The following is a 24,587-nucleotide window of genomic DNA, read 5'->3' as shown; positions in this document are numbered from 1 at the left end:
GCTATCCCAAGATTATTCAAGAAGGGGACAACATGTCAGCGCCAATCATCGTTTTCGACCTCGACGGCACGCTCGTGGATACGGCACCCGACCTGCTCGACAGCCTCAACCACTGCCTTGCAACCGTCGACATGGAACCGGTGAAAAGCGAAGACATCAACCGCATTGTCGGTTTTGGCAGCCGCGTGATGATTGAACGCGCCTTCGCGCTGCGCCAGCGGCATCTTGCGGAAGGCCAGCTCGACGCGCTGCAGGCTATCTTCCTCGACCACTATACGGCCAATGTTCCCGGCCGCTCAAAACCGTTCCCCGGCGCGATCGAAGCCATCGAACGCTTTCAGGCTGCGGGATACACGACCGCCGTTTGCACCAACAAGCTTGAAGGCATGTCGCTCTCGCTTCTCGAGGCGCTGGGCGTGATCGGTCATTTCAAGGCAATCTGCGGCGGCGACACGTTTCCGATGCGCAAGCCCGATCCGGGCCACCTTCTGCGCACCATCGCCATGGCCGGGGCCGACCCGGAGCGTGCCGTGATGGTGGGCGATTCGCGCACCGACATCGACACTGCCAAGGCGGCCGGCATTCCCGTCATTGCAGTCGACTTCGGCTATACGGACCGCCATGTCAGCGCATTCGAACCGTCCCGCGTCATCTCGGGGTTCGACGAACTGACTGTCGAGATGGCCGAGAGCCTGATCGCCGCCACGGCATCCTGAAATCAGTTTCGAAAGCCCGCTTGACACCCGGCCACCCCGCCCCTTATATCCCGGCTCGCTTGACGAAGCTTTCGTCAACGGGCGCGTAGCTCAGCGGGAGAGCACACNTCGAAAGCCCGCTTGACACCCGGCCACCCCGCCCCTTATATCCCGGCTCGCTTGACGAAGCTTTCGTCAACGGGCGCGTAGCTCAGCGGGAGAGCACACCCTTCACACGGGTGGGGTCGCAGGTTCAATCCCTGCCGCGCCCACCATAATTTTAAGTAAAATCAACAACTTACAAGAAGCCCCATCCCTGAAAGCCGTTTTAGAAGCTTCTTCGGGAAGCACCGGGGAAGCACAGTTAGGCGCACGGATTTTTCCTGTTTTATCGAGGGGTTTCCGCGAATCCACGATTCGTCTGCGCCAATCGCCGTCCCGCCGATCCGAAAATTTGAGAATCAACTACCGCTGTCCGGAAAACGAACGAATGCGTCGGAGGCCAGTGCGGTAAAGCGCCTCGATAATCAGAACCAACGCTGCAACTGAGAAAAGTAGCCAAGTCGGCCATGTCCACATGGGGACTGGCCTATGCAGGAAATCTGCCTTCGCTCGATCCCAGATACTGACGCCCGTCAACCATTCAATGCCGACGTGGAACCCGATAGCGATGATCGCCAGGGTGATAAGCTCTTCTATGCTTTTCGTGACGTAAGAGCGTTTCATTTCCCGCCCCCTCCCCAGGTCGGACTACTTCCCTGTTCTAAGGATAGGGCGCTCTTTGGTTCGCGCATAGCCCTCGCTGCTGCCAAGGCTAATCAGCCATAATCTTCTCGATAAGCTCGTCGTCCTCTCCGGCCACCGCGTTTGCGCCCGATACGCCGCCAATGGCGGCACCGGTCAAGACATCAACCAGACGCCGCTCTTGCCGGCGAGAGATTTCCCCTGACGGCGTTAGCAAAGCCTCGAACAACTCTTTGTCGCCCGTGACAGCCTGACGGATCAGCGCCTCTGCCTTGTCCAGCGTGAGCCTCTCCAAAAGGCGCTGCATCCGTTTCGAGGCAAAGTTCGCTGTCAGCAGGGAGGCTCCGCTTGTGCCCCTACCCGCCTTCGCGCCCTGTCGCGCCGCGAATGATCGAGCAATGAAGCTGATTATCGAATTGGGCTCTCCCTCCATCACGCTCCCAACGCTCGGCAATCGCCCCTGCGCGGTCTCCATACGGCCAAGCTCTTCGACGATCGTATCAAGGCGGGCGCGCTCGTCGGGTGACAAGAGACCGGACGCCACCGCGCCGGTTCGCTTGTCCGCCAACGCGTTCTGCATGGCGCGCCCGGACAAGACCGGCTTGCCCGCGTCGTTAAACGACCCCGTGGTGGCCTTCCCCATCAGCTCATTGATGAACGCCCCTTTAAGTCCCGACAAGGCCTTGCCGTTCGGATCGCTTTTCGCCCGCGTCACCAGCTCCGCCACGGCGCTCTCTGGGTCCGCCGTTTTCAGGAGCGCGCGGATCTCTTCATCTGGCTTGGCGCCGGCATAGACGGCCAGCCCGGAGCGCTTGGGGTCAAACGTCGCGGCTGCGCCGTCGATCTTCTCAAAGAAGGACCGCGCCTCTTCGTCGGGAAGAATGAGGGCGATTTTGTCTCGCACGGCCCGGCTCGAAAGGTTTGTGAGCGCCCGCCTTGCCTCGTTTGCCTGTGCGTCCGGGCTCGTCACGGTGGACCGCGCATTGGCAAGCGTCTCGTCGAGATGGGACCGGACGCCCTGGCGGACGTGTTGCAACTCCGCTTCGGTCATGCCGGCGATCTGGTCGGCCGCGACATCGCGCGGCATTTTCTGATTCAGGAGATCCTGCCCCAACAGCAAAGCCTCTCGCTGCCGGATCGGTGTTGCCGCTGTTGCCAGCGCATCGCCATAGGCGGGATTCGCCGTCCGCAGCGTGTTTCGGATGTCGCGCGCCAGATTCCCCATGACGCGGCCGACGTCCGTCTGACCGCCGAGCGCCCCCGCGCCGTCACCGCTGGACGCCATCTGATTCAAAGCGCGGGTGATATAGTCGATCTGCCGGGTGTCAGGCATCTGCCTGAAAGTAACCGAACCGTCATCACCGATGCTCGCAAGGATCTGTTTGGAGTTCACGCCCTCGCCGGCCATCAATCGATTGGCAAGCGAGATGGTACCGGGTGCGGCTTTCTCAACACGCGCAATCAGGCTTTCGAGGCTCCGCCCCGCCTCCGACGCATAGTCGATCGGCTGAGAATAGGCCTTCTCATATGCTTCGTGACGCGCAGGCGCGCTGCCTTCCCGCAACGCGGTCTCTGTGCGCCTCACGCCAGCAGGTTTCCCAAACGAGTCGTCGAGCATCTGCCCCACGCCCTCTATATCTCTGCGGAGTTCCTGCTCTAGAAAGTCTCGGGCCAGTTCAGGCTCCACACCCTGAGCCGGCTCGGCGAGAGCCGCCATAAGCGCCTCGTCACTTTCCACCTCGGCCTGTCGCATGGCGCGGTCGGCCACCGGGTCAGTATCACGAACGGATTGCTCAAGAGCCATGAGGCGTCGATCGCCCGTCGACGTTGCCGGCGAGAGCCCGCCGATGGTGGGTGCGTTCAGCGAGTCGATTGCGGAGGCAGGATCTTCGGCGAGACCCCGAACGCGGTTTCGCGCGCGTTCCATGGCGCCCGCCTCTGTGAAGGGTGCAATCTCACTTTGGATCATCCGCCCCGCAACCTTTGTTCCGGGCATCGCCTTGCCGACCGCATAAGGCCCAACGCCCGCGGCGGTTCCACCGGCCAGCGCGCCGACCAGAGGCGCAAGCGCGCTATCGGGAGCGACACGCTCCGCGACATCGATCCCGACCCCGGCTCCTGCGCCTGCTGCTACCTCTGACGTCAAAGCCCGAGCGGGAGCATTTACGAACGGCCGCATGATCGCATCGCCGGCCGCGCCCGCAAGGCCCTTCGCGCCCTGGAGCAAGCGCCCCGCGCCGAAGAACGGAACAATACCGCCCGCGGCACCGCCCGCCCCTGAGAAAATATGCTCCATCAATTCGTCGGGTGCCTCGTCGGGGTCAGCAACTTCCACACCGAGACCGGACATCAACTTAGAGATGCTCGACGCACCGCCGATCGGCTCGACCGGCTCATAATCCTGCCCTGCGGCCTCCGCCACGTTCCCAAAGGCATTATTCACCACGTGCGCCATGGCATCCACGGGTGCCCCGAGTGCGGAAGCAATGCCCTGATTCAAGAAGCCCAACACGCCGGGGTCTTCCTGCCCTTTCGGGGGCTCTGGCGCGGCTGCCGTGCCAGTCATGCCCTGCAGCGCTTCGACGGCCGATTGCTGGTCGGGGGCCTCAATCTCGAAGCGCTTCCCGTCGTGCTCGATTTCAAAGCGTGGCATTAGCGGATCTCCCTGATGCGAACGCCGTTCGGCATAACAGTCCATCCGTCCGCATCGGCGGGTTGTGCTGCCTGCCCGTCGGCTGGCGTCGGTTGCGGGTTTTCGAATGAGTTGAGAGCGCCCGATACGCGCCCAATGCCTTCCTGTAGCGCGACGGCCCGCGCTTCGAGCTCCTGTCGACGCTGAGGGCTGAGCTCGCTTCCGAGCTGCTGCTCTACCCCCTGCAATGCCTGCTCGAAACTCCTACCTAGTGCTCGCAGCTTGGACTGCGCACCGGTCGGGCCTTCGAACACCGAGCCAGCCGCCGGTGTCAGATCCCTGATATTCTGCAGTAACCACGAGGGAACGCGGCCATTATATGCCGACACGGCATCGTTCAGAAGATTTTCGCGCAGCACGGCGAAATCGCCTTGCGTCTGCTGCGCGTCCGGGTACGGCGCGCCAACGCCTGCAACGTCGCCCGCCGTGTTAATCGCGCCCTTCAATGCGCCTTCGATCCCAAATGCCTCCTGTGAGCCGGGATACTGAGCTCCGAACCTGCTGTCCTGTGGTGCCGCTGTCGGGCTCGTGACTCCGGGTGCGTCCGCCGAGGTCTTGCCGCTACCGTACAGAACTTCGCCCGTGGCCAGGTCCACAACCTGCATTTCCTTCGTGACAGGATGTCGGTCAACCTTGTACCGCCCATCGGCGATGGCCGTCGCTACGTTCCGGGCCTCATAAGGGTCGAGGATGTCGCCGGTCGCCATAAGATTTTCGGCAAGCCGGTCAATGCGCTGCGTAGCGGCGGTTCCCTCTGCGCCCGCTGCCGGCTCCTGCCCGACAGCGTCTCGCCGGGTCACAAATCGCGGCCCGTCCGGCGTGGCGATCGTCTCAAGCGGCCCCGCTGCAAATATGTGTTCTGCGAGCTCGTCGTCGGTCAGTAGGCCGCTTTCGAGCAGGCGTTGGCGCTCCAATGCTTTCTGCTCTGACTCGCTGATAAGCTTGGGAGCACCTGCGCGCTCTTCGATAGCAGGAAGCCCGAGGTGCTCCATAATCTCAGCAGGAACCGCCGGCGCAACCTGTCCGGGGTTCAGCGCGCCGTACATAGACGTGATAGCCTGTCGCTGGTTGTCCGCAGCGTTCGTAGCCAAGGCCCGCTCGTTATCCGCAGCGTTTGTCGCCAGCGCACGCTGGTTATCTGCAGTATTCGTGGCCAAGGCCCGTTCGTTGTCCGCAGCGAACTTTTCGCGCGCAACGGTCGCGTCGATGTCCTGCCCGCGCCGCGTCGTAGCGTTGGACTGGTCGACGGCGTAATAGGACTGGTTCGGGTTCCACTGACCAACGGCGACGCCCATGCGGTCAAAGTCATCTCCCGCAGCGTCCCACAAGGCGGACAGGCGGGACGCCTCGTCGCGCGCTGCGTTGGCCTTCGCCCATCCCAGAACCTCGTCAGCTCCGGGGGGAGCGAACGCGGACGCCAGATTGGACATGGCCGAGGCGATGCCGGGGCTGTTGAAGTATCGGCCGGAAAGAGGGTTTCTGCGGGTCGCCATTGAGCGCTCCTTTATTGCAGGTAATCGCCATCTGGCTTCTGAGCGGCGTGAAGCTTCCAGGCATTTGACGATTTAACGAAGTGGTTGCCGCGCCGCTCCAGCTCTTTTCTGGCAAGGCATTTGCGGAGTTCCGTAACCAAAAGCATCGTGTGCAAGAGCCGCTCCGTGCGCAGGTCGTCGGCCTGTTCGGTCAATAGCCCGGAAGCCGCTTCAAGACCCAAGGCCGCGACCGCCTCGCTTATTTCGAAATTTGTCGAAATATAAACCAACGGCGCGTGCCCCACCAGCATTTCGTTCAGGGTTCGGGACCGAAAAGGATCAAGTGTTGCTAGATCAGGGTGCAGGCTGGACGCCCGAACAAGCGCATCAAGACCGCTTATGAGCGAGCGCAGCGGGTCCGGAGACCGTACAAGCGGGACCAGCTCCTGAAAGGCTCTGTCGAGTAGCTGCGAGGCGTTGCCGTGGCCGTTGGGGCTCTGCGTCATGCGCTTGCCCCCCGCAGCATCTTCTGCACCAGTCCGGCCCGTCGGTCATCGGCTCGACTTTTCACCTCTTCGAGTAAGGCCAGGTCATGACACCGGTTCCGCAGAACACGCGCATACGCTTCGAGATCCGGCCTCACATGCGGGTGACGGAGTGCACGGCGAGCGGGAGGCTCGCCCCAGAGGATCGCGAGACCGATTACCGCGTCGACGCCCTTGGAAGCCAATCGCCTGTCCTCCGGGTTTGAGAACAGAGACAGAACTTCATCCCGGGCGTTGAGGGCGGCGCGTACGATGCTATCGCGCTGCGGTGCCGAGATGAGCTGACGCTCCTTAACGCCTCGCTGCAGTGCTTCGATACCATTGGACATGTGCCATGCGACATCACGGCCGCCAGCGGCCTTTTGAATTTCGTCTGCGGCATATGCTGCCGTGTCGTAGATGCCGATGCCGATAGGTTCCATTGCCGCGCTCTCTGCCGTTTCGCAGGCAGTATGTGCGGGCAAGCACTGCGAAATTAGACGCCAATCCGGGCTCGAAAACGCTCCTTAAAAGTTCCAGCCAGCCGCGATTTTCTACGAAGGCTCGGCGTCAGTTTTGCGGCCTCTGCCGATCTATACCCAGGGGGGTGGGGTCGGGTCTTGTCCGGCTTGGTGGCCGACAGCTACCCGATTGACAGACGCGGCTTCGCTCCGGCCTTCTATCCACCGTTACACCACTCAAGGGAGAAACCGACATGCATACTCACGACCTCGAAACGCTGCCAGAAGACATGCAGGCTCATGCCATCGCCACAGCGCTCGAAACGATAGCTGCCGCCGCGCGGGCCGGCGTCTCACCAGAGAGCATTGCCCGTATGGCTGAGCGAGCCAGAGAGCGCGCCGAAGCCCTTGTAGATTATCTGGACCCCACAAACTGGAAGAGTAACGGCCGCGTCCCGCTCTATCCAGAACTGCATTCCCCAGACGTTATCCGGGAAGAACTCGGCGCAAACGTGATCGCATTCCGACGCATCAACGATCATGGACGGTAATGCTGTATCAATAGGGCAAGCCCCTGTGAGCCGCTCGCCGGCTCTCCCGTTTCAGTATCATATACATACTTATTGACATTTTGAGACTATCGTACCACAGTGTCTTTAAGTCCAATGATACTCAACCAATGCGGAGGGCCGGAGATGCCAATTCAGGGACAGATTATCGGATACGCAAGGACATCGACCACAGACCAGAAAGCGGGGCTCGAGGCGCAAAAGCGCGACCTGAGCGCCGCAGGATGCACCAAGGTCTTTCACGAGGAGCTGTCGGCCGTCGCAACCAAAAGGCCGGAACTGGACAGGGCACTGGACTATCTACGCGAAGGGGATACGCTGGTCGTCGCCAAGCCTGACCGACTGGCTCGCTCTACGGCTGACCTGTTGCAGATCGCCACGACGCTGGACACCAAAGGCGTGACGCTCCGCATTCTCTCGATGAACGTAGACACGTCGACGCCTACAGGAAAGCTCATGCTGACAATGCTCGGCGGCATCGCGGAGTTCGAGCGGGATTTAATGCTGGAACGCCAGAGAGAAGGTATCGCCAAAGCAAAGGCGGACGGGAAATACAAAGGCCGAGCGCCCACCGCGCGCGCAAAAACAGATAGCGTCATCCGGCTGAAAGCAGAAGGCTTGACCGGCGACGCCATCGCGTCGCAGCTTGGTATTGGCCGGGCCAGCGTATTCCGCATCCTGCGGGATGCCCGGTAATTCCCCCAAGGGAGGCGAGCATGGCGGATCTCCAATTACTGACACAGCGCGAAGCCGCGGAAATGCTTTGCTGCTCCGAAACCACGGTAAAGCGGCTTCGGCTTAGCGGCGCACTAGGATATTTGCCCGGGGCGCCCGTTCGTATCCCAAAGGGAGAAGTGGAGCGGTATCTTTCTGAACAACGCACACGACAAGATGCGGCGGCACAAGAACGCCAGGAACCGCCCCAGGACGCGCGCCAGCGAGCCCGCAGGGCTTCTCTGGTGCGAAGGTACCGGAAGCCGGTCTAGAGCGCTCACCGCCCCTCCCTGCCCCTTTTCGCGCCCTTGGGGGCTCGACTCAGTCAAAGACGCCGCCTCCCTTGTCTTCGCCGACCGTTTTGGAGCGGGTCAACCCTTCAAGTCGCCTCAGCTCGCGGGCAATTTGCTCCGGGGTCATTTCGTGCAAATCCTTTGGGGTGCCGTCGTCTTTTCTGTCGTATAGCCCCGCGACCCTGAAAATGGTCGTCGCGGCGGATGATTTAGCCGGCGCCGGGGACTTGGGATCGAGACAGATTGACAAAGCTGCCTGATAAGCGGCTTGCACCCCTTCCGTGCGCACTCGCCGCATAAACTCATCTTCCTGAAAACCTATATCGTCTATTTCGCTTTCCATGCGGGCCATGTTCAGTCCTTCCTGCTGCTGAGCGGCGGGCCGCTCCGTTTCGTTTGGCGTGAGCTCGTTTGGCTCCTGCGGGGCTATTGCTGGCCGATCGCGCAGCAGTCCCTGCAGCAAACCCCGCGTCTCCTTTCCCGCTTTTCGTGCTGCCTTCGCTGCCTGGCGCTCTTCTGCCGAACCGGGCCGCATTACGTCCCCGCCCCATCGCTCTTGCCAGCGCTGCCGCTCTTCGGGGCTCATCCGGGCAAGCTTGCGCTCGCGTTCCTTCCGGCGCTCTTCCAGCATGGCGAGCTTGCCACGCAGTTTCGCTTCCCGACGCTCAACCGATCCGGTCGCGGGCCATTGAGGTTTTCGCCAGCCTTCACCTTTCGGGGTCTTGCCGCCGTGGAGCCGGCAACGGCCGTTTGCCATCCCAATATTCTGACATGGCTCGCCGTCACTCTTCCGCCTCGCTCCACACCGCGGCATCTCTGCCCGTCGGGCGTTCCATTCGGAAATTACCTTTCGAGACTTCTCTCGGCCTTCGGCACTTCGATTTCGCGTTCTTTTCATTTCTGGCTCTGAGGTAAGGCACCCATAGGGTTTCGGAGCCGAAACGACCGACAAGCCCGGACCGGACGCTTCGCCCGTCTTGCCGCGCTCGCCTCTCCGCTCCCATCCAAAACCGGACGCTTTGCCCGAACCGGGTCAAAAGAGCGGTTACGGGCCCTGCGGTTCCACTTTCCCACACCGAGGAAGAACTGCGGACTTTGCGGCTTGTGCGCGTGTGAGACAGAAAAATTTTTGATAAAATAAGGGGAGAGAAAGAGAGAGAAGAAAAAAGCAATATACCTTTCGCGCACGCAAGCCGCAAAGTCCGCAAAATGATATGAGACGCTACTCATTCGCGTACCTCTCGGACAATCCGTCCGCGTCTATCTTCTTTCTAGCTTTCGCGGCCGTCCGGATATCGCTTCTACGTTGCTCCCTAATTTGCCTCTCCCTTTGGGCTCGTTCTTTGAATCGAGAGTGGACAGCCGGATTGATTTCCCAATGCTGCGGGCCTTGCCCGTTGCGCTTCGACACCCGAAGCCAGCCGAAATTCTCCAGCTCTCCCATTGCGGCCAGCATCGCTCCCGGTTCCCTGAGATCCTTCTTTGCACCGCCAACATCCCTTCGGGTGAGCTTCGCCTTTTCTGGATGCGCTAGGATATGGCCGGCGATCCAGCGAGCAAACGAAGAGTGCTCGTCAGCCTCGTAATAGGTCTGATAGAAGCGGAGCTGATGGGCCAGCAGAAAGCCAGAGAAACGGGCCGCCATCTCCGCTGTGCTCTGCTCGACAGGGATTCGAGAGATAACGCCCACGTCGCCGAACGAATGCCAGCACTCGATTGCATGGAACGTGAGCGCAAGGCGCGGCAATATCTTGCCCCATTTTGCCACATGACCTTTCCAAGCCACCGAAGCGCCTGGCACGTGCTTCAATGCCGCTATATCTTCGCCGATGCGCTGCAGGACGTTGTACGCGCCCGCCGATAGATGGACCGTCCCTGACCGCAGGCCGGCCGCATCGGCCAAACCGCGCACCAGATCCCCATAAGCTTCGACCGCCTCCCGGTCTGGCTGCTCATCAACGCCCCGGCGTTCCTTGCCATCGTCAAGGATGAACAGGCAACGCTGCAAAGCGCCATCTTCCCCGAGAGCCGGAGCGAGTTTCGCGATTACGGCAGGTTGCGTCCCAGCGATCAGGGACATGAGCGCTGTGTCTGCGGAAATTGTCCCGCTTCCAACACGATCTATCGTCAACGGGCTCCCGTCATACAGCTTGAGTAGCTGCCCCTGATCAGCGTCGGCGTTTTTCTTATACGCGCCCAAGGAGCCCAATAGCGACTTGAGCTCATCCGTATCCCGCAGAAGTCCATGGGGGTTGTCTGCGTGAATCCGGGCCTGTTTCTCCATGGTCGCGTCGTCGACAACCAGCCGACGCATTCTGGGTTCAGCTTCGCGCCCACGCTCTCTGGGCTTCCTGAGATTCTCCCTCGCCAACCATGCAGCGCGCTCGGCCTCCCCTTTTTTCCGCCACGCCGTGTCAATCTCACGCAGCGGCTTCACGGCCGCGGAGATCGTGGGCGATTTGGCAGAACCCGGTTCCGCAACGAGAACAGCCCAGAGGCAAGCCGGCTCGGTCCATCCGTCGTCATGCAACCGGGGCCGGATCTTCAAAGAGCTGCCGATCGCCGCGGCGCAAACCGTGATAGCGGCCGTCGCGTTGAAAGCTTGCGGCACTCCCTTCCGGCGCGCCTCGCTGCGAGACCAGCGTTCGATCACATCAGGCAGGGCCCCGGCGGGCGGCGTCGCCAGCGCCTCCGGAGGTTCGTCTCCGAAGATGTCCAAAGGCTCCGGCCACTGGAAGGTGCCCGCAGCGCCTGCCCTCTCTGACTCTGGCCGCGGGTCAAACCACGCCTCCGGGATCGAGTCGGCCGGATCTGCCTTCCCCCAACTCCGTGCGACTTCCCTCTCGGTTATCTTGTCGGAAGCATCTTCGTTCGGATTCACGGCGTGCTCCCAGACCCAGAGCAACGCCCCGTATTCATTCACGTCGAAGCGCATGGCCTCACGCGGAATCCAGCATTTGAGCCTGCCAGCCAAGGCAAATCGGCGGCCAGAGGCTGTCTGGTCTTCGCCGGCATGGTTTCCGGATTGCCAAAGGTCACGCAACGCTGGATCTGCGGCCAGGGCCTTCCTGAACTTCCGGGACAATTCCGGGGCCAGGTCGTCAAAGGAGGCGGCACCCGTAACGAGCTCCATGTCGATCTGCCGCCGTGCCCGCGCCACCCGGTCGGCATTTCCGACGCCATCGACGGCAGCGGCGCTCTTCGGTGGCGGAAAGCGACGCGACAACTCGTCGATTGAGTAACGGCCCTTGCCGAGCGCTTTGAATGATGCCCGTGCCGCTTTCCTCCCCTTTGCTCTTTTGGCTTGTGTCGGGAGGTTGATCGTTCCGGGCAGGCGCATAACCCGATCGATATTATGAACGGCGTCGCCGCCGAGCTCATGGGCTATGGCTTGACCAATGTTCTCAATGTCCGCCCCGTGCTCTTCGGCTGACAGCGGCTTATCGAGTAACCAGAAGAGCTGCAGACCGTTTCCAGAATCAACGGCCAATGACGGCGGGGTAGCGCTTTCGCTCAAATCCCGGAGGATACCTTGGAGCCGTTGGCGCTCGCTGGCGAATTGCTCGGCGCCGCCCTTGGGGTCGATATCGGCACAGACGGCGCGCAGGCGCGCTATGTCCCGCTTTGAAAGCTTCCCGCCCGTTTCAGGCTTCGGCTCGTTCAGAGAGAAATAGAGGTTCTCGCTTCCATTTTGGCTGTCGATCCACTCTGCCATTTCGGCCCATGCGCCGGGCTCGAACGTCTGGCCCCGGACCGCTCCCGTTTCGGGGTGGATGGATACGAGGTTGTGCCGCCCCTTAAAATCAAGCAATTGCAAGAATTCTACGGCCTGCCCGGAGGCAACGCATGATCGTTGCGTTTCCCTTCCAAAATCAGTATCTTCGGTCTGCATTATTACTGTCCCGTTTTCGCCGGTCGCCGATTCCCAATCATCGCGGCCGGCATCTTTTTGCCTACATATTGCTGACAACAAGGCGCAAATGCCGGCGCTGCTTCCGCTCCCGCTCAAGACGGGCCGTCCGCCATCTCGCGTCACGTGCTCGGGTGCGTTGGACTAATTGGATTAGATCCCGGACCCTCACGGCCTGTTTGCCGTCCACATAGACGGGCTCGAGCGGGCCGAAACTGCGATGCCCCCGAATCCAAGACTCCGACCGGCCAGCCAGTCGCGCCGCGTCAGCGATTAGGAGCATCTCCCCGCCATTCTGTTGTGCTTTTTGGATAGCCACGACCCTCTCCTGCATCATCGGAGGCCAGAGAGTCCCCTGTTCGGCACTGCGAAAACACCCCGCCTATGGAGATAGAAAACGCAACCGCGGGACTATGCCGCCAGCCGCTCTAATCGGCCTTTCAGCAGTTTGGCTGCCCGGTTGTGCAGGTTAGAAACAGCGTTTTCGGAAAGGCTGGAAAGATCCGGCTCGGCTTCGTAATCTAGTCTCCATTGGAGAAGCTCACCGCTCTGCAAGAGGCATTCCGCGTCTTCAACTGATAGCTGAGAGCACCCGCTCTCGATCGCCTTCGACCAGAGCCGGCCGTACAGGCGCACGTCATAAGCCGGGACGTTGAACAAGGCGCGCCGCGCCGCCTCGATCGTATCAGGCGTCACGTGTCCCGACGTCTTCGGGAACAAGCCTGCCAACAGGCGAATATGGGTCCGGACATATCCGTCGATAGCATCCCGGACATTGCTGCCGGTGTAGCCGCCTTTCTTATCCATTCGCGGTATACCCCTGTTCAGGAAATGCGCTGTGTCGGTCGTAAGGGCTCGACCATCTGTCAAGAACACGCCCACCGCCACCGCTCTAACCGTCTCACGGGCGGGCTCCCACCCATTCACAGGTGTGACGCCCTCAATTCCGGCTGCGTCGGGTTCAGATAAAAGCCTCGCTGCGCGAAGCTCTAGGGCCGCTTGATGATCCACCAATGCTCCCGCTGCAGGAGTATGCTGCCAGTCGGTCGGCAGAGCCGCGGCGAAGCGCTCGGCAACTCGTTCCCGGTACGCCTGCCAGAGGCAGTCCGAAGCCCAGGGCTAGTATCCGGCACGCTGTGCCTCCGGGACGGGCACTGGTGCGAAGGAAAGGGCGTCGAGGCGATCAAACTGCTCCTTCACAAAGCAGGCAAACGCCAAGAACGACCGCGGATGAGGCGAATTGGTCATGACCGCCCCTCAATCCATGCAAGGATGTCCGAGACGCGATAGCGCGGGCGAGATTCGAGATATGTGCGCTTTGGCCCCTGTCCGTTCGCAGCCCAGCGCTTCAATGTTGGGACTGAAATGCCGATAATCGGCGCAAGCTGATCGTATGTCAGAAAGGTTGTCGGCGGGAGCGTTTCGAGGTCAACGGGTGCAAGTTGTGCGCCGTTCGAAAGAGGATGCATTGCAGGTCTCCTGTCCCCCTCGCTTCTCGAGCGAGAGTGTTAAGTGAGACCCCGTAACCGCTCCCCATCCGTTTCGACCGATTCACCCATTTTTGCGCGGCTGGGCGAGGCTTATTGATGAATCAAAGCATAGCGTTAGATAATGGCGCATTGCAATAGATATTTACTACAAGCCATTGAAATTGAATGAGTGTACGGCAAATGTACGGCGTTAATATCTATGGAAACAGTTGATGCCGCTCACGAAAAGACATCACCTCCAACTGTTCTGGTTAGGCCGACAAGGTGCTGCTCCCATTTGTCAAAAGCCTCACGCAGCGCGGCTTCACAATCATCGCGATTGTAACGAGCTTCAAGGTCCGATCGAGCGTGCCCCAATGCTAACTCCGCAATGTCGGTTTCTATTCCAAGCTTTGACAGACCTGTTCGAAAGGTGCGCCGCAAATCGTGCAGCGTGAAGTCCACTCCGCTTACGTCTGTGAATCCCGGCCTGCGGCCGCGCTGCTTGCCGGAATTGGGTTTCATTAGCTTGCTCCACCCTGAGATAGGGCCACCGGTTCTGGGCGAGGCGAAAACAAAATCCGAAGTTCCTGACCTAACCTTGCATTCGTCGAGAAGCTTCAAAAGCTCGTCACCCATGTAGATGGTGTGGCCTCGCGCCTGCTTGGTGAAGGTTGCCGGCAAGTCGATGCGACGCCCCCCGACATCGACCATGTCCCATAGCAGCTTTGCGCCTTCGCTCCTTCTGCATCCCGTCAAAAGGAGGAACCGGACAAGTCGATAGAAAGCGCGATCCAGAGCGGAAGTGTTCCAAACGGCGACAATCTCTGCGTCGGCAAGCGCTCTCCCGCTTTCAGCTCTCGATACCCGTTCCTGTCGCGTATCGCGCCCGCGCCGGTAGCCGGCCAGCGGGTTTACGTCGAGAACCCGCGCATCAAAGACGCACCAATTCAGGAAAGGATTGCAGCGGGAGCGAAAATCCGAACCGCCGCGCCCGTTGCTTGCTGTGTCGAGGCGTTCAATCAGTTCCGCGAGCTCCCACCCCTTCACCCCTGCAATGTCCCGCGCCAGGAACGGCCGAAGCCTTCGGCGTAGAAGGCTCATAACGTCTTTGCGGTTCACATAGCCGCGCCGTTCCAATCTCTTTTCGTACCGGTCCAGCAGTTCGGCCACGGTTGAATGAGCGCGGCGTTTTTCCTCTGCTCGCTCCGCGGCGGGATCTTCGCCATCAGCGATCTTACCTCGATAGGAAAGCGCGATACGCCGTGCCTCTTTGACGCCCCCGAGCGTTCCGGGTGTACCGATCTTCAATCGCTTCATGTTTGCGGATCGACCAGCCCCTACGGGTCGATAGACGATGATGAAGGATTTGCTGTCACCGCGAACGCGCAGACCAAAGCCCGCGACCTCTGAATCCCAAATCATGAGCTCTGCTCGGTCCGCTGGCGCGGCCGCTCGGCTGACAAGTGCGTCGGTCAATTTTACCTTTTCGGATGCAGTCATATGGCCCTCTGGGGAAGCACCGGGGAAGCACCGTTTGCGCTTCCCTTCAAAACAGCTTGAGCCAAATTGATCCAAAATTGTCAATGATTTCAGATATTTATTTTTGAGAATGATACGCGGTGATTTTCTATGATTCGTAAAGTTCCGTCCTTCACACGGGTGGGGTCGCAGGTTCAATCCCTGCCGCGCCCACCATCAACACTCCAGACGATGTCTTGGTTTTGTTGATGGAATTGCATTGAAGCGAATGCACGACAAACATCACGTTTCAGCATAGCAAAGCATGAGAGCGAAACACGACTTCCCTGCTCGTGGAACGCATTCTCCCTGCCAGGCTCCTTGAAGCCGACACGCTCCCGATTCCGAAGATCCGTTCACTCAGCGACTGCGTTCGTGCCCAGCCCGCAAACGCCGGGATCTTGCAAGTCACGCATACCGAAAACCGTGGTAAGCTCCTGCCTGACGTTGGGTACGGAAAACGGTCAGTGACTTCGACGAGGAGTGTTCACAATGGACCAAGCCAATAGCCAAATCCGCGAAGAAACTCTGGATCCGAACGACTGGGAGGCGCTGCGTCAGCTGGGCCACCAGATGATAGACTACGCAGTGGCGCATATCAGGAACGTGCGTGACCGCCCGCTCTGGCAGGAAATGCCCCCTGCCGTTCGAGAAGCCTTTGCCTCCCCTCTCCCGAAAGACCCCGCTCCTGCGGCAGAACTCTATCAGGAGCTGCAGGAAATCCTGATGCCCTACCCGATGGGCAACATCCACCCCCGATTCTGGATGTGGTTCATGGGTTCGGGCAGCCTGACCGGTGCGCTTGCCGAATTCCTCGCTGCAGTCGACGGTTCGAACCTCGGGGGTGGCAACAACGCGGCGGCCCTGATGGATCGGCAGGTGGTGGGATGGCTCAAGACACTGATGGGCTTCCCCGCCGATGCGAGCGGCACGCTGGTGAGTGGCGGGTCAATGGCCAACATCATCGGCCTGACCGCTGCCAGAAACGCTATGGCGGGCGGCAATGTCCGGGCGAACGGCGTTGCCCAACTTGAAAAACCGCTGAGGTTCTATGCCTCAGACCAAGTCCATAGCTGTCACCAGAAAGCCGTCGAACTGCTTGGTCTCGGCAACAACGCCCTGTGCCGGGTGCCAACCGGTCCCGACTACCGGATCAATCTGGACGCGCTGGCGGACTGTATCGCCCGGGACCGCGCGGCAGGCTTTCTCCCGGCCTGCGTCATCGCCACCGCCGGCACGGTCAATACGGGGGCGATAGACGACGTAAACGGCCTCAGGACACTTTGCACGCGCGAGGGTCTTTGGCTGCATGTTGACGGGTGTATCGGCGCGCTCATCGCGATTGCTCCGCAAAACCACGGGCTCGTGGACGGGATCGGAGAAGCAGATTCACTTGCTCTCGATCCCCACAAATGGCTGCATGTGCCCTTCGAAGCCGGCTGCGCGATCATCCGGGATGCATCGGTCCATCGCGGCACCTTCGCGTTGCACCCGGAATATCTCGAGGAGAAAACACGCGGCATCGCGGCCAGTGAGTTCCTGCACGACTATAATTTACAAACCTCCCGCGGCTTCCGCGCCCTGAAGGTCTGGCTGACACTGAAGGAGCACGGCAGTGAAAAATTCGGCCGTCTTATCGATCAGAACATCGCGCAGGCGGCATATCTGGCGCGACGCATAGAAGAGGCCGCGAAGCTCGACCTCATTGTGGCGCCGACCGTTAATATCGTCTGCTTCCGCTACGATCCGGGCGGGATGACGGAGGCCGCGCTGCGAGATCTGAACGTCGAGATCATGCTGCGCCTGCAGGAAGCAGGCATCGCTGCCATTTCGGACACGACAGTCTCCGGCAAGCATTGTCTGCGTGTGGCGATCTGCAATCACAGGACGATGACCGGGGATCTGGAGATGTTTTTGCAGCAGGTCATCGAGCTTGGTGAGCTTGTTGGTCTTCAAAAATCTGGTTCGTAGCGTTTTCGGACAAGAAGACAGCTGCTTGAGTGAATGGCCTTCTGGGACCGACTAGCAGCGGCTCCGCGCCCCTCGCGGCCACCTTACGCACCGTCCTGCCAGAGCACCTGCATGCGCATGTCGGGCAACACGGGAATTGGGCCTGTGCGTGGGCAAGATTGTCCCACCTCCCCATCATCGCTTGATTCCTTCAGGGTGCAACGTAAAGGGGAGCCGACGAAAGATTCGACGGGGGTTTGAGCGATGAACGGTCGGGCCGGAGTGCTGGGATGGCTTTCCTCCAGTGAAGACGAACGCGAGGCGGCTCGCAGCACGATTGTTCGTATCGTTCATCAGGAGGCCGACGCGCTGGTGGCCGCCTTCTACGAAGTCTTCCTTGGCGACACCCAGAGCGCCCAGTTTCTCAGCCACAATGTCGTGCAGGACAGGCTGCGCCACTCGCTGCGCAAATGGCTTCTCGCACTGGTGGAGTTCGATCCGCTGGCCGACATTGAGGCTTTTGAGCGCCGGCAGATCGAGATCGGCGAAGTGCACGCCCGCCTGAACATCCCCAACAATCTCGTTATGGAGGGCACGACGCTCATCAAAACGAAGGTCGCAGACAAGATTGCCACCGCCGGCAATCACAGCCCGTCCGCCTTCCATGCGATCATCCTGTTCAACGAGGTCGTGGATTACGCAATCAGGCTCATGAGCACGGCCTACATGTCGGGCGCGAACCGGCGAACCAAGACGGAAGAGGCCTTTCGCATCTTCTCGCTCGGTCAGGACATCAACCTGGAACGCGAAACCCAGCGCGCCGCGCTCATGGAATGGAGCCATTCTGTGCTCTTGTCCATGCTCGGCAATGAGGGCGAGCCGTCTCACAACAGTTTTGCGGCCTCGCCATTCGGCCTCTGGATCCGCCACCGTGCGGCAGTGCTGTTTCAGGGATCGCCACTGCTCGACAAGATCCAGCATCTCATCCGCGAAGTGGATACCGAGATCCTCCCGAACATTTCGAGCAGTCAGCCGGCATCACTGGTGATGTTTCAACGGCGCATCGACGAAATCAAGTTTCTGCTGAACGATCTGTTCAAGCTCGCAGCCGGCGTTGAGAACGGGCGCGATCCGCTGACGCAGACGCTGAACCGGCGCTTCCTGCCAACGGTTCTCGGGCGCGAAATCAGCCTGTCGAAGAAGGCAGGCACGCCACTGAGCGTGCTTATGGTCGACCTGGACCACTTCAAGACGGTCAATGATCGCTTCGGTCATCCGGCCGGTGACGCGGTTCTGAGCCAGACGGCGGAAACGATCCTCAACAATGTCCGCGCGACCGACTTCGTCTTTCGCTATGGCGGCGAAGAGTTTCTGATCGTGCTGGTCGAGACGGCGGAGAGCCAGGCCCATGCACTGGCGGAGCGCATCCGCACGGAGCTGACGAAAACGCCCATATCCGTGGCCGAAACCGAAAGCATCAAGGTCACGGCTTCCATCGGCGTTGCCGCCTATGAGGGCCATCCGGACTACGAATATCTGATCAATGCTGCAGACGCCGCCCTCTATGCGGCAAAGCAGAATGGCCGCGACTGCGTCGTGGTCGCCGGAGACGAAAGCGGCACGTCCGCACTTTCTGCGTCCGGCCAAAGGTGATCCGTCCAGCTTGAGGCAAAAAGGCGCACGGGTTTGACTTCCGTGCGCCAGTGTCCGACATGTCAGTCATGCTCACCCACGACCGTCATAGACCGCGTTTTCCAAAGGGCAGCCGCAAACCCGGCTAGTTGCCTGACGCCACTACCTGCGAAGGCAAGAGCGGCGTCAGGATTATTCCACCCAAAACACGATCTGGACACAGCACGATGCCGCAGCCCCGCTGCGCGCGTCTGCGATCCTTTGCGAATTGAAGGAATGCAAAGTGAGCTTCAAATACAGTTTCACCTTTCCCATCGAAGGCCCCAACAAACTCTCGCGGTTCAAGAGCTGGCTCGAGAAGAACGCGCCCGGCGTCGCCGTTTCCCTGCCCCCGCAGGTGCCCTCGAAAAGCACGTCGCTGACCGTGCGCGTCAGTTCCGTCGCCGACCGGGACATCCTGCTCAGGAACCTTGACGGGGCCTCGATCTAAGCCATGGGGCCGGCGTCGCCATCACTGGCGGCGCTGGTCCGCGCTACAGGCGTCCCGGACCGCACCATGGCAGTCCGGGATGTTTCGAAAACGAACCAAGGTCGTTCAGCTATTTAAAATTTTACTATTATCCTATTGTTTTTACTCATCTCTCTTTCATCAGAATCAACGATGCCTCTGCCGGTGAGCATTGTGACTTAACCCGATGAAGGAGACGGGACTTGAAAGACCGCTACGAGATCATCCTCGACCCTTCAAACCTCTGGACCGTCTGGGACAACTTAACCAACGAGCCGGCGGTGATCGGCATGACCATCGTTGCCGGCATCACCCAGTCCGAGGCCGAGGACGCCTGCTATGTTCTCAACGAAGTGGAGAAACGGCGGCGCAGCAGAGAAGAGCGCAGGCACGCCGCGAATTCCTGAAACATTCACTGAGACAGCCGCACGTGCCGCAGATTGCGCCACATCCGGGCTTTCCTGCTTCAGAATATCGTCCTATTCGGGAACGGAACGATCCGATTCCCGGAGAGGAACATCATGAACCGCACCGCATCCGCCTTTCTGCTTGTCGCCGTACTGACGGGCCTTCTTGTCGCGCTCAGCTTCGCGCTGCGGATCAAGGGATACGGTTTCGGCACGCTCGGCATCGAGCGCCTCGACGGTCTGGCCAATGCCGCCAGCTTCATCCCGCTGGCAGCGCTTTACGCGTTCGCAGCCATGCTCGTGACAATCCTCCCCATCCGCGCAGCAGCCGTGGTTCACGCCAATGGCACGACACCGGTCTACTCAACGGCGCTGGTGCTTCTGGCAACCATTGTGGGCGTACAGGTCGCGCGCTTCGCCTTCGGCAATAATTCAGCGCTGTGGACGCTGATTGACTGGCAGTTCATCTTTGCCGCCGGCATCATCGTCGCGCATCTGTCGCTCGATACGCTGCGCCGCAACGTCCTTCTGCGGACGCTGGCATTCATCGGCTTCACGATCGCCACCCTCGCCTGCCTCTACTGGACGTTCCGCTTCTAGAACCGCCGCGAATCGCCGCCCGGTCTTGCGCGCCGCGTCGGCGCCAGAAGCAGCGTCTCAGCATCACAATCGACGCGTTTCCCCCAAAGATTACTACCCCGCCTCTAATCATTTTTAGGTGGGGGCTGAACCTATGGTGAGGCCTTAAATGGCCCTGCTCCACCGAATTTGCGGGTTTTTAGTCGCCGGTTCACGCACGACAATCCCTCCCGTCGGATAACTCCGAAAGGTCTGCCGCGAGAACTGATCTCGGGTCGCATCAAAGACGCGGGCGGTGGGGATTCGCTTCAGACACACAGGGTCGTCCGAATGAGGGAGGAGTGCATCTCGTTCGACATCCGAACGTGTTTCCGCACTTCAAAGGCGGCCGGATGGCCGCAAAACAGCAGAACCGTGTGAGCACAATATCACCTGAGAGATGAACAGTGATCGTGTCCACACGGTTCTCATTTTGAGGATGAGGACACGATCATGCCCAAACAAAACGGTTTCGGCGTTTTCTTTCCTGGTTGGCCTGGGAACAGCCAGTCGCAGGATCAAGACCAGGATCAGGACCAGCATCAACATCAGGGTGAATGGCAGCATCAGGGCCAGGAACAGAACGCCCTGAACACGGCGGAAAACACGGCCGGCAATGATGCCGACAACAACGCCGACAATGATGCGAACAACACCAGCAACAATACCGGCACGAACACCGCCAACAACACCGCTGGCAACGCCGCGCAGAACGGTGCGAGCAATCAGGCAGAAAATGCCGCTGGCAATGAAGCCGCCAACGAGGCGGCCAACGCCGCGAGCAATGCGGCGCAGAACTCGGCCACCAACAACGCCACGAACAACACCGATGTGGCGACTGCCGTGGCCACATCCGTCAACACGTCCGTGAATGTCGGCCTCGACGGGTTCATCCCGAGTGATGACGACTTTGCAGATGTGGATGTCTATGACGGCGGTTCGGTCGACCAGCTGTTCATCAATCGCGATGGCGAGATTTCCTACGATCCGGGCGACGACATGACGTTCGAGGACATCCTCAACGACTCGCTCAATGGCGGCGGCAATGACAATGCCTTCGTGATCGGTCAGGTGAACGATCTCGTCGACAATGACACGCTTGAGAACCCGACCGTCTCCAACAATGCCGACTTCAACCAGAACGGCGACGCATCGGGCGGTGACGCCTATGCCGAAGAAGGCATCGTGGCCGGCGGCGGCGGTGGCGAAGGCGGCGGCGATGCAGACGCCGACGGCGGTGCTGGCGCTCATGGCTGGGCCGATGGCGGCAATGCCAATGGCGGCGCGACCGATGACGCAAAGGCCTATGGCGGCAACAGCAATGGCGCAGCCGGCGGTTCCGGCGGCACGGCGACCGGTACCGGCCTTGGCCTCGGTGGTCTGGGCGTCGGCGTCGGTCTCGGCGGTGAAGGCGGCTCCGGTGGTGCCGGTGGCGCTGGCGGTGCTGGCGGCATGGGCGGCCTTGGCGGCACGGCAACCGGCGGTGAAGGCGGTGAAGGCACCGGCGGCGACGGCGGTGACGGCGACGGCGGCGACGGCGGCACCGGCGGTGAAGCCGGCGATGGCGGCGATGGCGCAGCAGCGGCCTCCGCAGCGGCGGCAGCAGACGCTGCAGCGGCTCTGGGCTTTGCAGACGCAGCAGCAGATGCAGCCGCAGCAGCCGCAGCAGCCCCTGGTGGCGATGGCGGCGCAGCAGGCGCTGGCGGCATGGGCGGCACCGGAACAGGTGCGGCAGGTGCTGAAGGCTCCGGCGGCAATGGCGGAACCGGAACCGGCGGCGACGGCGGCATGGGCGGCATGGGTGGCATGGGTGGCACCGGTGGCGCAGCCGACGGCGGCGGCGGCCTTGGTTTCGGCGCAGGTCAGGGCATGGGTATGGGCCTCGGCGCTGCCCGTGGCGGCAATGGAGGTGATGGAGGCGACGGCGCAGGCGGTTGGGCTTCTGCAGTCGGCGGAAACGCCGGTGATGCATGGGCCGGACCGGTCTCAGGCGGCAACGGCGGCGCCGGCGGCATGGGCGGCATCGCAACCACAGGTGCTGGCGGCGCAGGCGGCGCTGGCGGCATGTGGGGCTCCAACAATGGAGATGACGGCTATGTGACCGGAATCTCCGAGGCATCTGCCGATGCCATCGTGGATACGAGCGCCTTCAATCAGCAGATCGTCATGGGCGCCAACGTGCTTGGAAACTCCGTGGACACGACAGTGGTCGGCGGCGATCTCAACAGCACGGTTGTCGGCGAAGACGACGCCTGACGGCAAACGAGAATTCCGGCGCCCTGTCCCCCTGGGCGCCGGAACCGGAGGTTTGCGCCTTTCACCCTTCGCCTGACACCCGCAAACCTCCGATCCTTTTTTCGGGGCTGTCGACCGGCGATGGCAGAACACGAGGTTACTCGCCAAACCCGCAGCAAGGTAATGCTCCATGCATCTGGACTCCACCACGGAAGCAATCGCCCACTTCATAGGACTGTTCTCGCAAACGGTCGAAGAGGTGCGCATGCGGATGGATTATGTGGAGTTCGATCCGCTTGAAGAGCGAGCGCCGGAGCAGGACGAACTCCTCAACATAAACATCAACATCATCAGCCCCTACCTTCTGAAGGACTACAGCCCGCGGGTGGAATACACGCCGCCTCCGACAGATCAGTTCAGGGAGAAGGTGGTTTCAGCGGTCGCGCACAATCCGATGGCGCTCGACGCCCAGAGCGGTGGCTTTGGCGGCGCGGGCCCGTCTACTGACGCGATCGCCTTCAGAACCGGTGCCGAAGCTCCCGCCTTTCCCGAATACCAGCCGCTTGGCTCTCTCGCATGGTATGTGAAGCAGGAAGCGCGGCTCGAAGACAACGATTATCTCAGCATCGGTGATCATGGTCTGGTCATGAGCCAGGTCGGCGATCCCGGCGCAGCCCTTGCAGTACTGATAGGCGCTGCATCCGAATTCCAGCCCTTCAGCCATCTGGACGAACCCGGCTCGGCGGAAGAGATCGGCGATTTCATCATGCACGCGCCGCATCTGGCGGACGCCTTTGCAGATGATTTGCCCGATGGCGCAGACATATTCATCGCCCGCAGCGAGGCTCTCGAGGGGCAGTATGTGAATGGCGAGGCCGTTGAGGAAACGCCGCTTCTTGAAGACCACCTGCCCGATGGCGTGAAGGCCAACGGCGGCGAAGATGACGATGCAGAAACCGACTTCTCGCTCCATGCGAAGATCGAGGTTGAAGCCGGCGGCAATCTTCTGGTCAACGAAGCCATCCTCGTGAACGACTGGTATGGCGCGCCGGTGCTGGCGGTTGCCGGCGACTATGTTCATTTCAACACCATCAGCCAGTTGAATGTCTGGAGCGATAGCGACGCCATCGGCGGCGCGCTCGAAGGCTGGCAATCGCTCACGGCGCAGCCGACAAACGCCTTCAACATCGCGACGATGCAGACCATCGACAATCCGCGCCCCGAAACGGCCGGCAATGGCGAGGGCGAACCCGACTTCCCTTCCCACTGGCTGGTGTCGCGGATCGATGGCGACCTTGTTCTTGCAAACTGGGTCAAGCAGGTCAGTTTCGTCGAAGACAACGATATTACGGTCATGTCGGCAACCGGCGGCGGCACCGTGATTGAACTCGGCGGCAATCTGACCGTCAACGTCGCCTCACTGGCCGAACTGGGCATCTATTACGACCTGATCATCATCGGCGGGAACATCTACAACGCCAACATCATCAGCCAGACGAACATCCTGCTGGATGATGATCTGGTGGGAACGCTCGAAGGGTTCGAGACCAGCGGCCCGGCCTCGCTTTCCACCAGTGGGAATCTGCTCTGGAACGAGGCCTCGATCACCCAATACGGCACCATGTCGTTCGAGGCGCTGCCGCCGTCCTATCTGGAGGCGGCAAACCAGCTGGCAGCTGGCCCGGGCGCAGCTCCGGGCGCCCTGCTCGCCAGCGATGACTTTTCGGGAATGACGAACCTCAAGGTTCTCTACATTTCAGGCGACGTGGTGGACCTGCAATATATCAGCCAGACCAACGTTTTGGGCGATGCCGATCAGGTGGCGCTTGCAAAGGCGGGCGCAGAAGCCAACGCCGATGGCGACTGGAGTGTGTCGACCGGAGGGAATGCGCTGGTCAACCAGGCTGCGATCACCGATGGCGGCGTCAATGCGACGACCTATGCGGGCGGCAACGTCTATTCGGACGAATTGCTGATCCAGGCCGAGCTCATTTCAGACGATACCGGTCTCTACACGCAAAGCGGCGATGCGCTGGTGAACGAGGCGGTGGCATTTCTCAGCGATGACCTGATGGCTCCCGAACAGGATGGCGAGCACTCCGCTCCGGATGCGGCAACACCGGATGCGGGTTCGGCAGACGTCATGCAGACCATGCTGGGTTAGCGGATACCG

Annotated in this window: 20 protein-coding genes and 1 tRNA gene; 12 read left to right on the top strand and 9 right to left on the bottom strand. The window is 60.7% G+C overall.

Annotation, left to right across the window (positions count from 1 at the left end; all coding sequences use genetic code 11):
• Nucleotides 1-32: 32 nt before the first annotated feature.
• Nucleotides 33-716 (top strand): HAD family hydrolase, encoded by a 684-nt coding sequence (locus NDI72_RS14420; protein WP_113155391.1) that lies wholly within the window; start codon nt 33-35, stop codon nt 714-716.
• Between the two features lie 179 nt (nt 717-895).
• A tRNA-Val gene (locus tag NDI72_RS14415) sits at nt 896-970 on the top strand.
• Between the two features lie 539 nt (nt 971-1,509).
• On the opposite strand, the gene NDI72_RS14410 is transcribed toward NDI72_RS14415, so the two are convergent.
• Genes NDI72_RS14410 through NDI72_RS14395 form a run of 4 tightly spaced genes read right to left on the bottom strand, consistent with a single transcriptional unit; the run spans nt 1,510 to nt 6,570 of the window.
• On the bottom strand, nt 1,510-4,092 hold the full coding sequence (locus tag NDI72_RS14410; RefSeq protein WP_283800790.1) for a hypothetical protein: 2,583 nt from the start codon (nt 4,090-4,092) through the stop codon (nt 1,510-1,512).
• Nucleotides 4,092-5,624, bottom strand: coding sequence for a hypothetical protein (locus NDI72_RS14405; RefSeq protein WP_283800789.1), 1,533 nt, complete (start codon nt 5,622-5,624; stop codon nt 4,092-4,094). Before NDI72_RS14405 ends, NDI72_RS14410 begins: the two co-directional genes overlap by 1 nt.
• An 11-nt stretch (nt 5,625-5,635) precedes the next feature.
• On the bottom strand, nt 5,636-6,109 hold the full coding sequence (locus tag NDI72_RS14400) for a hypothetical protein (RefSeq protein ID WP_283800788.1): 474 nt from the start codon (nt 6,107-6,109) through the stop codon (nt 5,636-5,638).
• A complete protein-coding gene (locus NDI72_RS14395) occupies nt 6,106-6,570 on the bottom strand; it encodes a hypothetical protein (RefSeq protein ID WP_283800787.1) in 465 nt (154 codons plus the stop codon). Before NDI72_RS14395 ends, NDI72_RS14400 begins: the two co-directional genes overlap by 4 nt.
• Before the next feature lie 272 nt (nt 6,571-6,842).
• Here NDI72_RS14395 and NDI72_RS14390 point away from each other — a divergent pair, with 272 nt between their 5' ends.
• The 3 genes from NDI72_RS14390 to NDI72_RS22080 all read left to right on the top strand — a co-directional run bounded on the left by NDI72_RS14390 (nt 6,843) and on the right by NDI72_RS22080 (nt 8,143).
• Nucleotides 6,843-7,139, top strand: coding sequence for a hypothetical protein (locus NDI72_RS14390; RefSeq protein WP_283800786.1), 297 nt, complete (start codon nt 6,843-6,845; stop codon nt 7,137-7,139).
• A 144-nt stretch (nt 7,140-7,283) separates the two neighbouring features.
• Nucleotides 7,284-7,853 carry a recombinase family protein gene (locus NDI72_RS14385; protein ID WP_283800785.1) on the top strand — a complete coding sequence of 190 codons (570 nt, stop codon included), beginning with the start codon at nt 7,284-7,286 and terminating at the stop codon, nt 7,851-7,853.
• Nucleotides 7,854-7,873: 20 nt separating this feature from the next.
• On the top strand, nt 7,874-8,143 hold the full coding sequence (locus NDI72_RS22080; protein WP_502888408.1) for a helix-turn-helix domain-containing protein: 270 nt from the start codon (nt 7,874-7,876) through the stop codon (nt 8,141-8,143).
• Between the two features lie 49 nt (nt 8,144-8,192).
• Here the strand turns inward: NDI72_RS22080 and NDI72_RS14380 are convergent, their stop codons facing one another.
• The 5 genes from NDI72_RS14380 to NDI72_RS14365 all read right to left on the bottom strand — a co-directional run bounded on the left by NDI72_RS14380 (nt 8,193) and on the right by NDI72_RS14365 (nt 15,046).
• Nucleotides 8,193-8,978, bottom strand: a complete 786-nt coding sequence (locus NDI72_RS14380) for an HGGxSTG domain-containing protein (RefSeq protein WP_283800835.1) — start codon at nt 8,976-8,978, stop codon at nt 8,193-8,195.
• 408 nt (nt 8,979-9,386) lie between these two features.
• The gene (locus NDI72_RS14375; protein ID WP_283800784.1) at nt 9,387-12,056 is read right to left on the bottom strand and encodes a DUF3987 domain-containing protein; all 2,670 of its coding nucleotides are present in this window, start codon (nt 12,054-12,056) and stop codon (nt 9,387-9,389) included.
• Between the two features lie 429 nt (nt 12,057-12,485).
• Complete coding sequence (locus NDI72_RS14370; protein ID WP_283800783.1) at nt 12,486-12,881, bottom strand: hypothetical protein; 396 nt, start codon at nt 12,879-12,881, stop codon at nt 12,486-12,488.
• Between the two features lie 437 nt (nt 12,882-13,318).
• Complete coding sequence (locus tag NDI72_RS22075) at nt 13,319-13,543, bottom strand: helix-turn-helix transcriptional regulator (protein ID WP_206995090.1); 225 nt, start codon at nt 13,541-13,543, stop codon at nt 13,319-13,321.
• 240 nt (nt 13,544-13,783) lie between these two features.
• Complete coding sequence (locus tag NDI72_RS14365; RefSeq protein WP_283800782.1) at nt 13,784-15,046, bottom strand: site-specific integrase; 1,263 nt, start codon at nt 15,044-15,046, stop codon at nt 13,784-13,786.
• A gap of 510 nt (nt 15,047-15,556) precedes the next feature.
• On the opposite strand from NDI72_RS14365, the gene NDI72_RS14360 reads away from it, so the two are divergent.
• From NDI72_RS14360 to NDI72_RS14330, 7 genes are all read left to right on the top strand, one after another.
• Nucleotides 15,557-17,035: a pyridoxal phosphate-dependent decarboxylase family protein gene (locus NDI72_RS14360; protein ID WP_283800781.1), complete on the top strand. Its 1,479-nt coding sequence runs from the start codon at nt 15,557-15,559 to the stop codon at nt 17,033-17,035.
• 243 nt (nt 17,036-17,278) lie between these two features.
• Nucleotides 17,279-18,667, top strand: coding sequence for a GGDEF domain-containing protein (locus tag NDI72_RS14355; RefSeq protein WP_283800780.1), 1,389 nt, complete (start codon nt 17,279-17,281; stop codon nt 18,665-18,667).
• A 262-nt stretch (nt 18,668-18,929) separates the two neighbouring features.
• Complete coding sequence (locus NDI72_RS14350; RefSeq protein ID WP_113156323.1) at nt 18,930-19,136, top strand: hypothetical protein; 207 nt, start codon at nt 18,930-18,932, stop codon at nt 19,134-19,136.
• A 221-nt stretch (nt 19,137-19,357) separates the two neighbouring features.
• On the top strand, nt 19,358-19,561 hold the full coding sequence (locus tag NDI72_RS14345; RefSeq protein ID WP_113155394.1) for a hypothetical protein: 204 nt from the start codon (nt 19,358-19,360) through the stop codon (nt 19,559-19,561).
• 114 nt (nt 19,562-19,675) lie between these two features.
• On the top strand, nt 19,676-20,161 hold the full coding sequence (locus NDI72_RS14340; RefSeq protein ID WP_113155395.1) for a hypothetical protein: 486 nt from the start codon (nt 19,676-19,678) through the stop codon (nt 20,159-20,161).
• A gap of 471 nt (nt 20,162-20,632) precedes the next feature.
• Entirely contained in the window at nt 20,633-22,435 is a 1,803-nt protein-coding gene (locus tag NDI72_RS14335) for a hypothetical protein (RefSeq protein WP_283800779.1), read from the top strand.
• 169 nt (nt 22,436-22,604) lie between these two features.
• Nucleotides 22,605-24,578: a type I secretion protein gene (locus NDI72_RS14330; protein ID WP_283800778.1), complete on the top strand. Its 1,974-nt coding sequence runs from the start codon at nt 22,605-22,607 to the stop codon at nt 24,576-24,578.
• Nucleotides 24,579-24,587: the final 9 nt, after the last annotated feature.

This window comes from Nitratireductor sp. GZWM139, assembly GCF_030068685.1.
GTDB lineage: Bacteria > Pseudomonadota > Alphaproteobacteria > Rhizobiales > Rhizobiaceae > Nitratireductor > Nitratireductor aquimarinus.
This window is presented reverse-complemented; position numbering and strand designations above follow the sequence as displayed.